This is a genomic window from Eikenella sp. NML03-A-027 (assembly GCF_001648395.1).
GTDB lineage: Bacteria > Pseudomonadota > Gammaproteobacteria > Burkholderiales > Neisseriaceae > Eikenella > Eikenella exigua.
The window spans coordinates 38,139-52,715 of record NZ_LXSM01000017.1 but is presented as its reverse complement, the minus strand read 5'-3'; the positions used below and the strand labels follow the sequence as shown (position 1 = coordinate 52,715).

The 14,577-nt window shown below is 52.9% G+C and carries 11 protein-coding genes; 8 read left to right on the top strand and 3 right to left on the bottom strand.

Annotation, left to right across the window (positions count from 1 at the left end):
• The first annotated feature begins 499 nt into the window (after positions 1 to 499).
• From A7P96_RS08975 to dcd, 4 genes are all read left to right on the top strand, one after another.
• Positions 500 to 3,853: a PilC/PilY family type IV pilus protein gene (locus A7P96_RS08975; RefSeq protein ID WP_082887967.1), complete on the top strand. Its 3,354-nt coding sequence runs from the start codon at positions 500 to 502 to the stop codon at positions 3,851 to 3,853.
• Positions 3,854 to 4,388: 535 nt separating this feature from the next.
• The gene (locus A7P96_RS08970) at positions 4,389 to 5,288 is read left to right on the top strand and encodes a recombination-associated protein RdgC (protein WP_067526450.1); all 900 of its coding nucleotides are present in this window, start codon (positions 4,389 to 4,391) and stop codon (positions 5,286 to 5,288) included.
• A 64-nt stretch (positions 5,289 to 5,352) separates the two neighbouring features.
• Positions 5,353 to 5,763: a hypothetical protein gene (locus A7P96_RS08965; protein WP_067526448.1), complete on the top strand. Its 411-nt coding sequence runs from the start codon at positions 5,353 to 5,355 to the stop codon at positions 5,761 to 5,763.
• Positions 5,764 to 5,799: 36 nt separating this feature from the next.
• Positions 5,800 to 6,366, top strand: a complete 567-nt coding sequence (dcd, locus tag A7P96_RS08960; protein WP_067442755.1) for a dCTP deaminase — start codon at positions 5,800 to 5,802, stop codon at positions 6,364 to 6,366.
• Between the two features lie 71 nt (positions 6,367 to 6,437).
• Here dcd and pncC read toward each other — a convergent pair whose 3' ends face one another.
• Genes pncC through A7P96_RS08945 form a run of 3 tightly spaced genes read right to left on the bottom strand, consistent with a single transcriptional unit; the run spans position 6,438 to position 8,909 of the window.
• The gene (gene pncC / locus A7P96_RS08955; protein ID WP_067526446.1) at positions 6,438 to 6,911 is read right to left on the bottom strand and encodes a nicotinamide-nucleotide amidase; all 474 of its coding nucleotides are present in this window, start codon (positions 6,909 to 6,911) and stop codon (positions 6,438 to 6,440) included.
• 37 nt (positions 6,912 to 6,948) lie between these two features.
• On the bottom strand, positions 6,949 to 7,434 hold the full coding sequence (nudB, locus tag A7P96_RS08950) for a dihydroneopterin triphosphate diphosphatase (RefSeq protein ID WP_067526444.1): 486 nt from the start codon (positions 7,432 to 7,434) through the stop codon (positions 6,949 to 6,951).
• Positions 7,431 to 8,909: a mechanosensitive ion channel family protein gene (locus A7P96_RS08945; RefSeq protein ID WP_067526442.1), complete on the bottom strand. Its 1,479-nt coding sequence runs from the start codon at positions 8,907 to 8,909 to the stop codon at positions 7,431 to 7,433. Before A7P96_RS08945 ends, nudB begins: the two co-directional genes overlap by 4 nt.
• A 438-nt stretch (positions 8,910 to 9,347) precedes the next feature.
• Between A7P96_RS08945 and A7P96_RS08940 the strand changes: the two genes are divergently transcribed.
• From A7P96_RS08940 to A7P96_RS08925, 4 genes are all read left to right on the top strand, one after another.
• On the top strand, positions 9,348 to 10,916 hold the full coding sequence (locus tag A7P96_RS08940; RefSeq protein ID WP_067526440.1) for a serine/threonine-protein kinase: 1,569 nt from the start codon (positions 9,348 to 9,350) through the stop codon (positions 10,914 to 10,916).
• Between the two features lie 78 nt (positions 10,917 to 10,994).
• Entirely contained in the window at positions 10,995 to 12,143 is a 1,149-nt protein-coding gene (locus A7P96_RS08935; protein WP_067526438.1) for a PP2C family serine/threonine-protein phosphatase, read from the top strand.
• A gap of 31 nt (positions 12,144 to 12,174) precedes the next feature.
• Complete coding sequence (locus A7P96_RS08930; protein ID WP_067526436.1) at positions 12,175 to 13,872, top strand: FHA domain-containing protein; 1,698 nt, start codon at positions 12,175 to 12,177, stop codon at positions 13,870 to 13,872.
• Between the two features lie 12 nt (positions 13,873 to 13,884).
• Entirely contained in the window at positions 13,885 to 14,541 is a 657-nt protein-coding gene (locus tag A7P96_RS08925; RefSeq protein WP_067526434.1) for an FHA domain-containing protein, read from the top strand.
• Positions 14,542 to 14,577 lie beyond the last annotated feature (36 nt).

Below are 14,577 nucleotides of genomic sequence, written 5' to 3'. Positions count from 1 at the left end.
AAACAACCACAACACTCAGGCTCTCCGGCAATGGACAAAAAATCCTGACGCCCAAGAAAGGCAAAAACAGCAGATAACCAGAAAAGTTACCTATTAACCAAACTATTGCAACAACAACCCCGCCAAGCCTCAGCCGGTGGGTGAAGCGGGTTCGTAAACTTCCCAAGCCATCAGGCAATCTCCCAATCCTCCTGATTTTCTATACCTTACAAGTTTCCTAATTTAAGCCAACTTGCCAAAAAGACCAAGAACGCTTTATCATACTACTTATGTACCAGTTATTTTTAAAAATTTGTTAATCCTTCTATCCGCAAGCAGCATGGTATCGAAATTGCTTGCCATACAAGGTAGCGCATTCCGTTCTCGGTATGGCAGTTATTGGCTAAATTTAACAAAAATTCAATCAATCAAAATATAACGTGTTTACAGGACGCGCCGAATTCGCCCAGTAAGACTAGGGCTTACACGGTGTCTATATATATCCGCGGGAGTTTTAAAAATGAAAACCACAACGAGAAAACAGCAAGCCAACGTCGGAAAAAGAATCACCCCGACTTATCAGGCATTGGTAGCCGCCCTGATGGCGGTTTATATACCACAAGTGCATGGTGATACCCCTTTTAACGGCGTAATTGAAGAAAACTTTTCCGGCGGAACAACTACTAATAAATGGTTGATGCCGCTGCCGGGCGATGGCTTTAAAAATCCTTGGGATCCGTCCTCTCCCTCACCCACAGTAATTAATAGCGCTTGTCTGACTGCGGGAACTCAATCATCCAAACCTACAGCTACAGTTGCTGGCTCTCCTCCTAGATGTACTGGGGTTCAAGATAATCTGGGCAAAGGAGTCTTGCGCCTAACTCCTGCGCAAAACCAAGTAGTTGGCGGCATTGTTTCAGATTTCACTTTTGGCACCCAAGAAGGTGTGGAAATTACTTTTATTACCTACACATGGGGCGGTAGTGGTGCCGACGGCATGACCTTCTTCTTGGCCGATGGTAGTAAACCGGCTACGTTAGGGGCATCAGGGGGTTCAATTGGTTATTCATGTACCAATGAAAACCCGATTTTTAGTGGTGTTTATGGCGGATACATGGGTATCGGTATTGATGAGTGGGGTAACTTTGTTTACAAGCATGATAATACTACTACTGGTGCGCCAGGCTTGAGCCAACGGTTGCCAAATACGATTGGTATTCGCGGTGCGGGCTCCATTAATCATACCTATATCAGTAAACATTTGTTGCAGGAGATTTATACTAAGTTTGGGTGGGGTACTGTACCTGCATCCGTACAAAACAACTGGACTAACTTATGGACTTCTAAAGCTGGATTCGGGCAGTGGGCTATTAATGCTCCGTCTTATCGTAGATTTGTCAATGTATGCAAAACCGGTCAATTAACCATTGATTCCGCATACCTGCCTTCAGGCCAAGGGGCTCTTGTATTAAGTGATAAAGCAACAGATCCAAGATTAAAATTATATAATTATCAGTATTTTGCCCATAAACAACTACCTCGGCGATTTGCCACAGAATCTGCCCGTTCGCGTGACCAAGCAGTTCCAATGTTATATAAAATCCGTATCACGCCGAACGGCAAAGCTAGTGTATGGATTAGCTATAACGGTGGTGACTTCCAACCGGTAATGACAGATTTTGATATTGTGGCCGCAAATGGTCCATTGCCAAAAAGTTTCCGCTTTGGATTTATGGGGGCAACAGGTGGCGCTCATAACAACCACGAAGTCTTGTGCTTCAAAGCCACCCCGGCCACTCAATCTGAAGGTTCTGCAGACGTAAATCTGCCTGATGCAAAATTAGCATCTGATTCACAGGTTTATCTATCTTTCTTCAACAAAGTGCACTGGTATGGCAACTTAACGGCACAAAACATTCTCCGTAAACCCAATGGAACTTATGCGGTGCAGCCTGGTGCCAACTGGGATGCTGCGTGCGTTCTAACCGGCGGCCCATGCGAGAGAAAAGGTAACCGAATTGTTAATAAACAGCCCGTGCGTAAATTCTTTACTTGGACTGGTACAGCGGGTGCCGCATTGGAGTGGTCAAACATCAGTCCTTCGCAACAGGCTGCCTTGTCATCCCCTGGTGAGCCTGCCGGCATGGGCGAAGCCAGATTAGCCTATCTGAAGGGCGATACAAGCCGGGAAGTCGGTCAGCCCAACGGCGTCTTCCGTCCCCGCAAAAAACTGTTAGGCGATATCATCAACTCCAGCCCGGTATGGTTAGGGTATCCGAATAACAAGAATTATCTATCTGCTCCCCGTTGGCGCGATTCGCGTTATCTAGGTGCAGCCATGCAGGAAAACAATGGTCAACCTTACACCACCTTTGCCAATTCGAACCGCACACGCACCAATATTGTGTATGCGGGTTCGAATGACGGTTTCCTGCATGCCTTCCGCAGCGGTAGCTATAACGCAGCCGGGCAATTCCAGACCGCAAACAATGACGGTCAAGAAATGTTTGCCTACATCCCCGGTGCTGTACTATCACGGATTCACAATAAAACCAATGCAGGCTTGGATCTCTTCAGCCCACAATATGCCCACAACTACTATAACGATGCCCCTGTAGGCACTGGAGACGTGTTCTACGGAGGCTCATGGCACACTTGGGTTATGGGTGGCTTGGGAGCCGGTGGCGATACCATCTATGCTCTGGATGTTACCAACCCCGATTCCTTCAATGCATCCAATGTAATAGGCGAATGGTCTCGCTCTTCCGGAGGAGAATGGAACAATTTGGGTAACACCTACGGCACACCCGTCTTCGGCCGTTTCCATGATGGCAACTGGGGCGCTGTGTTCGGTAATGGCTGGTGTTCTACCACTGATGCTGCTAACGGTAACTGTACCGCCTCCAACGGTCCGGCTGGTATTTATGTAATGTCCATCAACCAAAGTACTGGTAAGCCTTCTTTCAAATTCATCAGTACGGGAGAAGCAGGCACACCTGATGCTCCCAACGGTATTGCTTATGTTACCCCTGTGGATTTGGATGGGGACAACATTTACGATTATGCTTATGCAGGTGACATAAAAGGCAATGTGTGGCGCTTTAACCTTCTATCCCAAAATAGTAATGATTGGACTGTGCAACCGCAGAAGCTCTTTACTGCCCCCCCTGTTCAACCAATTTCCACCAAAATTATTGTAACTCGCATGGGACGAAATGGTGCTTCTGGCGACGTTATTCTGAACTTTGGTACAGGCATGCGCAAAGAGGGTTACTTGGGTACAAAAACCACTTACGCCACCGGCCAACAAAGTATCTATGGTATCCGCGACAAAACGGCTTTGGCTTTTAATCCTGCTGCTGGAACCACTGTGGCTCAAGTAAATCATAGCCAAATGCAAGCACAAGTAATACATGAAGGTGGTAAAAAAGATCAGTTGAGTAATATGAACGTTGATTGGAATACCAAATCAGGTTGGTATTTAAACTTAACTCGAGTAACTATCAATGGCAAAGTTGAATATGAGCAAGTAATTTACAACCCCTACCTGGAGAGAGGTAAATATTTGATTGTAAATACTTTCATTGATGGTAGTAACCCGGCTTTATCTTGTAACGTAATTCAATCTTCTGGTTATACTTATCCGCTGAATGCGGTAACTGGCTCCGGCTTGAGAGGCTTCTTCGATGGCAACTTTAACGGCTCCTCATACCGCAAACAGCTGAATGCAGTGGGTTCTCCTCTCTTGTTGAAAACAACCGACGGTAAATTGCTGCTCTTAACAAAAGATAGCCAGGGTAATGTGAACTTACACGAAGTTTACTTGCCAGAAACCCCCTCAATCCGCCGTATCTCTTGGCGCGAGATTTTCTAAGGCTGTAGTAGTAGCAAAGCCGTCTGAACTATTCAGACGGCTTTTTTATATGGGAGGATACTTAAAATTACTGGGAGCATTAGCTAGCCTTGCCTGATTCTGCACTACTGCGGCTTGCCGTATTGTATGAAAAATTAGTTCAATGGACAAAAGGATGGGTTTTCCATCTCTTTTGTCCTTTCTCTAGCCATAAAATAAAATTATTATAAATAGTCTTTTAGTACATAATTTCATCCCAGCCTGATAGTGATTTTAGCCTTTATTTTCACTAAATTTTCTCTCCAATATATTGATAACGTTAGGCATCATCAGTTCCTTACTCTTTGCAAAATCACCCAGATACGGCAGGTTGCGTTTCAGGCTGCCATAAGCACCTCCCTCAGATTTTTGTAGGTGTAGCACCACTCTTCTTCCCCCGTTTTCACTTTGGTTTTTCTTCTCTTGCCGGTCTTAGTAATCATCGTTCCAAATAGCTTTCTAAGCCTGCTTGGCAGTATAATGCCGCGTTTTGAAACAAACTGAAACAGCAAGCAAAATGTGGTTTAAACAAGTCAGCTTTTATCCCCTAAACAAAGACAAACTGCCGGATTTGGAAACCTTGTCCTCCAAGCTGCAAGAGGCCGAATTTGCCCCGCCGCAGGGTTTGGACTGGTTTGGCGAAGGCTTTGCCCCACCGGAAGGGTTTTCGCCGGAATTGGTGTTTCCCGCCGATTTCACTTGGAGCGTGGCGCTGAAGAAATCCGAAAAAGTGCTGCCTGCCGGCGTGATCCGCGAGATTTTGGACGACAAAATCATCGAAATCCAAGAAGCCGAAGCGCGTACTGTGGGGCGTAAAGAAAAACAGGAGCTCAAAGAGCAAATTACGGACGACCTGCTGCCCCGCGCCTTCACCCGCAGCAGCAAAACGCAGGCCGTGTGCAACACGCGCAGCGGCTTCCTGCTAGTAAACCAAGCCTCAGCCACCCGTGCGGAAAACCTGCTGGCCAAGCTGCGCGAAGCCTTGGGCGGGCTCGAGGCCAAGCTGCCGAACACCAAACAATCGCCCTCCTCCCTGATGACCGAATGGCTACTCGCCGGCGCATGTGGCGGCGGCTTTGAGCTCGATGATATGTGTGAACTCAAAGGCACAGGCGATGCCGCACCCACCGTGCGCGTGTCAAAACAGGACTTGACCGCCGATGAAGTGGTGCAACACGTAAAAACCGGCAAAACCGTTACCCAGCTCGGCCTCGTGTGGCGTGATCAGATTGCCTTTGTGCTCACCCAAGATTTCACTCTCAAACGCATCCAGTATTTAGACGTATTGCAGGAAGAAGCCGAAAGCCACGGCGACGATGCCGCCAGCCTGGCCTTTGCCTCGCAAATCCTGATGGCCGAAGCGTTCTCCACTCTGCTGCAGGAATTGGTATCGCTTCTAGGCGGCTGGCAGGATTAAACACCCATTTTTCAGGTAGCCTGCTGCGCCAAAAGGCTACCTGAAAATAAAGAAGGGATCCGCTATGAGCTACTACACCCACGTTGAATGTACTTGGGACGATAGCAACTATGTGCAAGGCAATTTGTCGGTAGACGATATTCTGCCTGTGGCCGAAAAATGGCTGGAGCAAATGGATATCCACCCCGATGTGCTGGATGATGTAGCAGCCGCTGTTAATCAACCGATGGAGGCTGGCTTCAACGGCCTCTATTCTGGCCTGATTATCGACTTTGTTCGCCCACATCGCCCAAACCTTCCCCCGTATACATTTCTTCGTGCGCGGCGTGGGCGAAGAGTTTGGCGACATGCGGCTTGTGCGAGCTCAAACAAGGCGAACCGGTGCGGCAGCAGGATTTTTATCCGCCCAGCGAAGAAGCAGACGAAGAATAATAGAATAAGGCTACCTGAAAACTTCAGCAGCACTTTCAGGTAGCCTCCCCTCAAACTAACCCAACCCAGGACAAACACCATGAGCATCAAATCCGACCGCTGGATCCGCCGCATGGCCGAAGAGCACGGCATGATCGAGCCGTTCGAGCCCAAGCAAATCAAAGAGCAAGACGGCCGCCGCATCATTTCCTACGGCACATCCAGCTACGGCTACGATATCCGCTGCGCCAACGAATTCAAAATCTTCACCAACATCAACAGCACCATCGTCGATCCGAAAAACTTCGATCCAAAAAACTTCGTGACCGTGGAAGACGACTGCTGCATCATCCCGCCCAATTCCTTTGCTCTGGCGCGCACGATGGAATACTTCCGCATCCCGCGCAACGTGCTCACCGTGTGCCTGGGCAAATCCACCTATGCGCGCTGCGGCATTATCGTGAACGTGACCCCGTTCGAGCCGGAATGGGAAGGCTACGTTACCCTCGAATTCTCTAACACCACCCCCCTGCCCGCCAAAATCTACGCCGGCGAAGGCGTGGCGCAAGTCCTCTTCTTCGAGAGCGACGAAGTGTGCGAAACTTCCTATAAAGACCGCAAAGGCAAATACATGGGGCAAACCGGCGTTACCCTGCCCAAAGCGTGAGGCCGACGGCATGAATAAAGGCTACCTGAAATTTTCAGGTAGCCTTTTCCATTCCAATCAACCCTGCCGGGCTATCGCTCCAAATACTTTTTCATCAGTATCAGGGCAAAGCGCACGGCTTGGGTGCGGATGGCTTCGCGGTCTCCTTCAAAGTGCTGCTCTTTGGCCCAGATGCGCTGTTTGGTGGCCAGGCTGAACCAAACCGTGCCCACGGGTTTCTCTTCGCTGCCACCGTCGGGGCCGGCGATGCCGGAGATGCTGAGCGCATAGTCGGCTTTGGTGGTGATGAGTGCGCCCAGCGCCATTTCGCGCACGGTTTCTTCACTCACTGCGCCGTAGTGGCTGAGGGTGGCGGCGTTCACGTTGAGGAGCTGCTGTTTGGCGTGGTTGCTGTAGGTCACGAAGCCGGTTTCAAACCAGGCGGAGCTGCCAGGCAGGCGGGTGAGTGCGGCAGCAAGCAGGCCGCCGGTACAGGATTCGGCGCAGGTGATGGTTTCGCCGCGTTGGGCGAGTTGTTGGGTAACTTCTTGCAGCAGGGTATCCATAACAGGGCTCGTTTGGGGTGATGACTGCCATCATCTATCAAAGCGGTGGGGCAGTCAATTTTTCAGGTAGCCTGCCCTTGGTTTCGGCGGCCAGACGCAACAATGCTTCGCAGTTGGAAGGGGAAAAGGCAAGACTGGCGGCTTCGACCAGCGGCAGCCAGCGGTGGGCGCGGTGTTCGCGCGCGGAAAGACACACAGGGCTGGCAGCGGGAATGCGGGCGGAGAAGACGTGTTCGGTGTTGCGGGTAACGCCGGGGGCGTAGCGGTGGCGCCAGTGTTCGTAGATTTCGTATTCGTTTTGCGTGTGCCAGTCTTTGAGCTCTTCCGGCGCGAGCAGGATGCCGGTTTCTTCGGCCACTTCGCGCAGGGCGGTGGCAAACGGGGTTTCGCCTTCTTCCAGGCTGCCGGTTACGGATTGCCAGAAGCCGGGCGGAGAAACGCGCTCGAGCATCAGGGCGCAGCCTTGCCCGTCGTGCAGCACCACCAACACGGATTCCGGGCGTTTGTAGGAGGGGCTGCTCATGACTGAGAATCCTCTTGGCTTTCCGATGGCTCGGCAGGATCAGGGTTGGCGTTGGCAAATTCGTCGGAGGCAGTATCGCCCTGCGCCTGATAGCCGGCTTTGAGCAGGGCGGCAGCATCGGGCGAGAGGTCTTGGTTCAAAATGCGCACTTCACGCTGCGGGAAGGGGAATTCGATGCCTTCTTCGTTAAACCGCCGCCACACGGTGAGCAAAATGGCCGAGCTGAGGCCGAGGAAGCCGTTTTCAGGGTCGCGCACCCAAAAGCCGAGCCGCAGATTGATGCCGTTATCCGCAAAATCAATCAAATATGCCTTAGGCGGCGGGTCGGTTTTCACACGCTCCTGCGCGGCGGCGGCTTCTTGCAGAATCTCAATCGCTTGGGTTAAATCGGTATGGTAGGCTACCTGAACGTCTAAACTCTGCCACAGGGATTTGCCGGTGTAGGATTCGTTGATTACGGTGGAGGTGATGAAGGTTTCGTTCGGAATCAGCGCCTCCTGCCCGTTGCCGCTGCGCAGCACCACGAAGCGGGAAGTGATTTGTGTTACATAGCCGGTGAAGCCGTTTACCGTGAGCCGGTCGCCCGGGCGCACCGAGCGGTCGCCCAAAATAATGAAGCCCGACACATAATTGCTGGCAATTTTCTGCAAACCGAAGCCTAAACCTACGCCCAATGCGCCGCCGAACACGGAAAGCACGGTTAAATCAATGCCCACCAGCGGCAGCGCAATCAACACCGACAACACCAAAAGCAGCGAGCGCGTCAGTTTGGAAAGCACGATTTGCAGGTTCGGATCCAGCCGCGTGCTGCCTTTGAGCCGTGCATCGATGTAGCGCGACAGCCACATCGCGCCCACCAGCATCACGCCTACCCACAACAATCCGGTGAGCACGGTATAAAGCGAAAGCCGCGCCGAACCCACTGAAAACTGTAAGCCGCGCAGCCAGGCCAGAATCAAATCGTCAATGCCCGAAGCCCACAGCAGAAACGCGCCCCACAGTGCAGCGGCCAGCGAAGATTCCATCCGCTCGGAAAAACGGTTGGCCGGAATCGCCGAATGAAACACCGCCAGCACCACCCGAATCAAAATCATCCAACGCGCCGCCATCACCAGCAGGCGCAGCCACACCGCCGTTGCCCCGAAAAAGGCAAACCAGCCGCCCAAAGCCAACGCTCCACCCAGCAGCATCAACAGCGGCCAAGCAATGCGGCGCCCGATATGGCGTAAAAAATGCGGCTTGCCGTCTTCCGCCGGCATCTTGCCCAGCAGCCGGCTGGAAAGGAAATACGCCCCCACCAGCAAAGCTAACGCCAACACCAAATCCACCCAACCAAGCGTTTTGGATAAGCTGCCGAGCAGCTGGTTCAGCCCGAATTCCTCACGCGAAAACAGGCTGAGCAGAAAGGTGTGCAGATTAGTACCGAGTTGGTCGAGCCAATCGGCATTGGTGGCAACAGTGAGCAAAGGAAGCATGATGATTTTCCGTGCGGTGTGTGATGGCGTCGATTATATAGGCAACCGGTGGGGCTTCATATGGTGGCAGGATTAGCAGAGAAAGTAATGTTTAACTGAGGCATGAAATGGGAAGATGGGAGCAGGCTACCTGAAAAGTTTCAGGTAGCCATAACAATAATCGCTGCTAAGATGTAAAAACAGGAAACCTTTATCTTACCGCTCTTTCCCAATCAATACGGGGGCAGCATTACTCCTCTCCACAGCACTCCTGATGCCATCTACAGTACTCTGCCCTAATATTGGTCCATTGAGAACCTCTCTGTAGTCATTACCAGTTTCCAACATCCTAAAAATTAACCACTTTGCTTGACAGCGGAAATTGCCTTGTTTCAAGCTTCCTTTATATAATGCTGGGTAATGTGGATTATTTGCAGGTTTTGGTAAAGGATAGTGTTTATGACGCAGCAAAACGTCCAACGGGCAGACGCGCTGGTTGCAGGTAGCCAGCTTCACACTTACATCGTCCTCAAAGTGCTCGGCTCCGGCGCATTCGGCATCACCTATCTGGCCGAACATATCCATTTCGGCTCGCAACACGTTATCAAAGAATACCTGCCCGACAGCGGCGTTCGCGTTCAAGGGCTGACCATTCAAGCTAAAAGCAGCGGTGACCAGGAAATCTTCAACTGGGGCTTAAACGGCTTTTTCAACGAAGCCAAGCTGCTCTACGGCTTAAGCCACCCCAACGTAGTCAAGGTAACCGACCTGTTCGAGGCCAACGGCACCGCCTATTTTGTGATGCCCTATCTGCGCGGTATCACCCTGCACCAATGGATTAAAGAACACCCCAGCCCGAGTGAAAATGAGCTGGCCAGTATTTTTATCCCCTTGCTTGAAGGCCTGAAATATATTCACGAGCGCCAGCTGCTGCACCGTGACATCAAACCAGAAAATATCTTCATCACCGAAAACCAAACCCCGGTATTAATTGATTTCGGAGCCGCCCGGCAGGCTGTCGGCCAAAAAAGCCGACCACTTACCCAAATCCTTACCCCTCCTTTCGCCCCTATCGAACAATACCACTCACGCGATGTTTTCATGCCCGCTCTGGATTTATACAGTATCGGCGCCTGCATTTACCAATCCATTACCCACCAGCTGATTGAAGAAGCCCCCGCCCGCATCGCCGGCGAAGATACCCAACCCAAGCTGGCCGGCAGTCGCTATGAAGGCCGCTACAGCCATCATTTCCTTGCCGCCATCGACTACGCTCTCAACGTGCGTGCCGAAAACCGTTTCCAAAATGCTATGGATATGCAGCAGGCACTGCTTGGACTGGCAGAAATTCCATCTCAGGCTGCCTCCCTCCCCGAAACCGGCAATACCATCCAAGCCTCTTACCCAACACAAACCGCCGTGCACGGGGAAACACTACCCAAACAGCGTAAAACTGCTCCAGCAGCGACCAGCAGCAAATCGAAATGGCTGTTGTGGGGCAGCATCGTTGCAGCAATGTTGGTAGTGCTGGTTATCGCCGCTTCCGTCCTGATGCGCGACAGTGATAAAAACGGCGAACCTGCCTCCCCACCCACCGCCTCAACTGCTGCCGATACGCCGGTAGTACTGCCACCCGCCAGCCAAACCCAGCCTGAGCAGCCCGCTGAAAACGATAGCGGCAAGAATGACGGCACCGGTATCTCGGCTGCTTATCTCGACGAAATTAACAAACAGCTGCCACAAATGATCAGCGACGGCGTGCGTTGGGACAAAACCGTCTATGTCGAGAGTAGCAACGAACTGATAATGCAGATTACCATGACCGACCTGCACCTCCGTGACCTCAACAGCGACCAGCTCAACGAATTGCAGAGTTCTATCGGCCCAGCTATGGCCAAAACCTTCTGTACCGATCCCAATATCAGCCCGTGGCTGATCCAACATAACGGTACCCTTATCATTGCCTTCTACGACAAAAACGGCAAACACCTTGTCGATGGCACAGTATCCGGCAGCGACTGCCCATAAATCAGTCCCTTCTGCCACATAGTTTTCAGGTAGCCTGCCGCCCAATTGCGGTATCAGATGGCCGCTGAAGGAGTACCTATGCAGATCAATTTCCATCAAAGCCAGTACATCGGCCAACGTGAAGAACAGCAAGACGCACTGGGCAACCTGGTGCTTTCTCCCCAGCACAAACTCTATGTACTGGCCGACGGCATGGGCGGGCAGCGCGGCGGGCAAATTGCCGCCAAAACTGTGGTAGCTGCCTTTTTAGACTATTTTCAACAATATGGCCTACACGAAGCTGAGCAGGATTTGCACCGAGCCCTGCACCAAGCCAACCAGACCCTGTCCGACACCCTGCGCCGACAGCCAGAACTCGAAGGTATGGGCACCACCGTTATTGCCGTGGTGGTAGACGAAACCGACAACCGCTACAGCTACATCAGCGTCGGCGACAGCCCTCTCTACACCTACGACCAAGGCAGCCTGCGCCGCATCAATGCCAACCATGCCTTTGCCGAAGATCTCAAACGCATGATCGCTGCGGGGGAAATCAGCAGCGAAGCCGCCGACCGCCACCCCGCCCGTCATGCCGTAACCAGCGCCGTAATGGGCAAAGACATCGCCCATATCGATTGTGCCTCCGGCACACTCTCTCCCGGCGAATTACTGCTCTTGGCCAGCGACGGTGTGCAAACCTTAAGCGATGAGGAAATCGAGCAAACCCTTATAGCTGCTTCAGGTAGCCTCGAAGACAAAGTAAACACCCTACTGGCCCTGGTGCAGGCCAAACGACATCCGCATCAAGACAATACCTCGCTACTTTTGGTACAGGCAACTGCCAAACAAACCTCGCCCGCTACCCAAGTGCACGACCTGTCTACGCAAGCCCTCCCTACCACCGGCGAGTCCACGCTCTCTACCCAAATTTCAGGTAGCCCCCCGCCCGCACCATCCACCCCCAGCTTCCCAGCCAAAGGCCTTATCATTGGCTTTATTTTGGGTGCACTCTTAGTTGGCACCTGGTGGCTCACATCCAACCGCCACACCCAGCACATGCCGCCAAACGAGGATGTTTCCTCCGCATCCGCAACCTCTGCACCGGCCACATCCGAACCTTATACACCGGCCTCTCCTACCCCTGCATCTGAGCCACCCTCTGTCGTATCCAACCCGAAAAATCCACCCGCTGCTTCCGTGCCGCTACCACTGACGCCGCCTGACTCCTCTGCGCCGCAAACCCGATAACACCATCTGCACAATCAATTAAGGAACCTCTATGAAACACTTTTGGCGAAAATTTCTGCTGCTATCCCTTTTGATGCTGCCCTGGCAGGCCAGCGCCAATCAGCCCGATGTTTTGAGCGCGGCCAAATCGGTATACCGCCTATGGATAGGCGTGCCGCTGCCGACGCAAATCGCCTCGCAGCTGGTCAGCCCGCAGATGCTCTCGGAAATCAACAGCAACGGCTATGTGCGCGTTGCCGCACAAAACGGGCAGAACCTTACCCTCTTCAAACAAAACAGCCAAATCTACCTCTTTGCCGGCCACGGTTCGGGCTATTTGGTGTCGACAGAAGGCCACCTCGTAACCAATGACCACGTTGCTAACGCAGATGTGGGTGAGATGGCACAGCTGGGCAAGCCGGAAGTGTTTGTGGTGCGCACCATTGCCCCCCACCTAGAGCTAATTTCCACCCAGCAGATTTTCAGCGACAGTGCCAAAGATCTTAGCCTACTGCAAGTGCACGGCCTCACTGGCAAACCGCTGCCGCTGGCTGCCGAAAAATTCCTCCAACCTACCCTACCGGTGTTTTCCATCGGTTTCCCCGGTGCTTCCGATGATATTACCTCCGGCTTCGGCTTCGGCGACCCCAATGCCTACATCCAGCCGGTAATTGCCGAAGGTACGCTCAAACGCGAATTCAAAAACTACGAAAACCGCAGCTACTGGGAACACCACGCCCCCATCAGCGGTGGCAACAGCGGCGGCCCGCTGGTAAACCGCTGCGGCCAGGTGGTCGGCACCAACGAAGGTGCGCACAAAGAACAGGTTAATACTGTTATTGCCGTTTCCAATTCCGAACTTGTACCGATTCTGCAAAGCCACAACGTCAAATTCACCCAAATCAAGAACGAATGCGTAGACAGCGCCACCGCCAGCACTAAGCGCCAGCTCACCCTGCTTTATAGCGGCATGGGTTTGCTGATATTGCTGGCCGGCGGCGGCGGCGTGTATCTGCTGCGCCTGAAAAAACAGGTGAAAGCCGGCTCCAATCCGCCGATCAACTCCCAGTTGATCCGCCGCATCGTCGGCGCGCAGCAGGTACAACAGGCGCAGCCAGCCCAAGCCGGCATTTCAGGTAGCGTTACACTCTCTGCACTCTGTGGCGGCAGCAATATCGTCTTGCCGGCCGGCAAACCCACGATTATCGGCCGCAGCGCACCTGCCTCTGTCATCATCAATCAAGCGCAGGTATCCGCCCGACACGCACAACTGCTGTTCGACGGCCGCCAAGTACAGGTGGAAGACTTGGGCAGCACCAACGGCACCTATGTAAACGGCAGCAAAATCACCCGTGCCGTTTTGAACGCCGGTGATGTATTGCAGCTGACTGCCGACGAAAACATTGCCCGCTTCAGCATGGGCTCGCCACAAGCCGCCCAAATGCGTATCACCGCCACCCTGCAACCGCTCGGCACCGGCCTGCCCGCCATCGCACTCTACCACGGCCAAACCATCCGCATCGGCCGCAGTAGCGGCAACGACGTGGTGATCAACCGCCAGCAAATCTCCGGCAGCCACTGCCGTATCAGCGTAGACGCAGCCGGCAACGTTGTGTTGGAAGACCTGCAATCCACCAACGGCACCTTTGTAGACAGCCTGGAGCAGCGCATCAGCCGCACCACCTTGCGTTCCGGCCAAACCATCTATCTGGCCAACCGCGATATTGCCTACCAACTCACCCAATCATAAAAGGAACATAGCATGGCAATGACTCTCTGTGCTGCCGGTAAACACTACTACGACTCCGCAATACAGGCCGAGTGCCCCTATTGCGGAGACTCCGGCTTTTCCGGTAGCCCCTACAGTGTAGCCACCCCGGCTCTCGCCAACGAACGCACCCAAATGCTCACTGCCGATTCGCAGGGACTGGCTGCCCAAAGTGCCAAAACCCAAATCCTTGATAACACCGCCACCGAGGCAAGTAGCGCCCCTGCCTTGAAAACCCACATCATCGGCATGAGCAACCAACCCGATGCCGAAGCCCGCGCTAAAGGCATGTGCGAATTCCCCGTGGTCGGCTGGCTGGTTATTACCGAAGGCCAAGGGCGCGGCACAGATTTCCGCCTGATTCAAGGGGAAAACCGAATCGGGCGCAACGCCGACCTCGAAGTCTGCCTCGATTTCGGCGCGCAAAGCGACAACACCGTCAGCCACGAAGCCCATGCCGTCGTGGTGTATGACCATCACGCCAATGAGTTCTTCATCGAGCGCGGCAGCAGCCGCAACCTCGCTATGCTCAACGGCAGCACCATCCGTGGCGAGCCCACCCTGCAATGCAACGACATCATCCAAGTCGGCACCACCAAACTGCTGTTCCTGCCCTTCTGCGATCACAGCTTTAAATGGCAGGCAGACTGATTGAGAAGACGTGAAAAGGCTACCTGAAAAGCAGCA

Coding starts and splice junctions, on each gene's coding strand:
- A7P96_RS08975 (WP_082887967.1), top strand. CDS start 500: ATGAAAACCACAACGAGAAAACAGCAAGCCAACGTCGGAAAAAGAATC.
- A7P96_RS08970 (WP_067526450.1), top strand. CDS start 4,389: ATGTGGTTTAAACAAGTCAGCTTTTATCCCCTAAACAAAGACAAACTG.
- A7P96_RS08965 (WP_067526448.1), top strand. CDS start 5,353: ATGAGCTACTACACCCACGTTGAATGTACTTGGGACGATAGCAACTAT.
- dcd (WP_067442755.1), top strand. CDS start 5,800: ATGAGCATCAAATCCGACCGCTGGATCCGCCGCATGGCCGAAGAGCAC.
- pncC (WP_067526446.1), bottom strand. CDS start 6,911: ATGGATACCCTGCTGCAAGAAGTTACCCAACAACTCGCCCAACGCGGC.
- nudB (WP_067526444.1), bottom strand. CDS start 7,434: ATGAGCAGCCCCTCCTACAAACGCCCGGAATCCGTGTTGGTGGTGCTG.
- A7P96_RS08945 (WP_067526442.1), bottom strand. CDS start 8,909: ATGCTTCCTTTGCTCACTGTTGCCACCAATGCCGATTGGCTCGACCAA.
- A7P96_RS08940 (WP_067526440.1), top strand. CDS start 9,348: ATGACGCAGCAAAACGTCCAACGGGCAGACGCGCTGGTTGCAGGTAGC.
- A7P96_RS08935 (WP_067526438.1), top strand. CDS start 10,995: ATGCAGATCAATTTCCATCAAAGCCAGTACATCGGCCAACGTGAAGAA.
- A7P96_RS08930 (WP_067526436.1), top strand. CDS start 12,175: ATGAAACACTTTTGGCGAAAATTTCTGCTGCTATCCCTTTTGATGCTG.
- A7P96_RS08925 (WP_067526434.1), top strand. CDS start 13,885: ATGGCAATGACTCTCTGTGCTGCCGGTAAACACTACTACGACTCCGCA.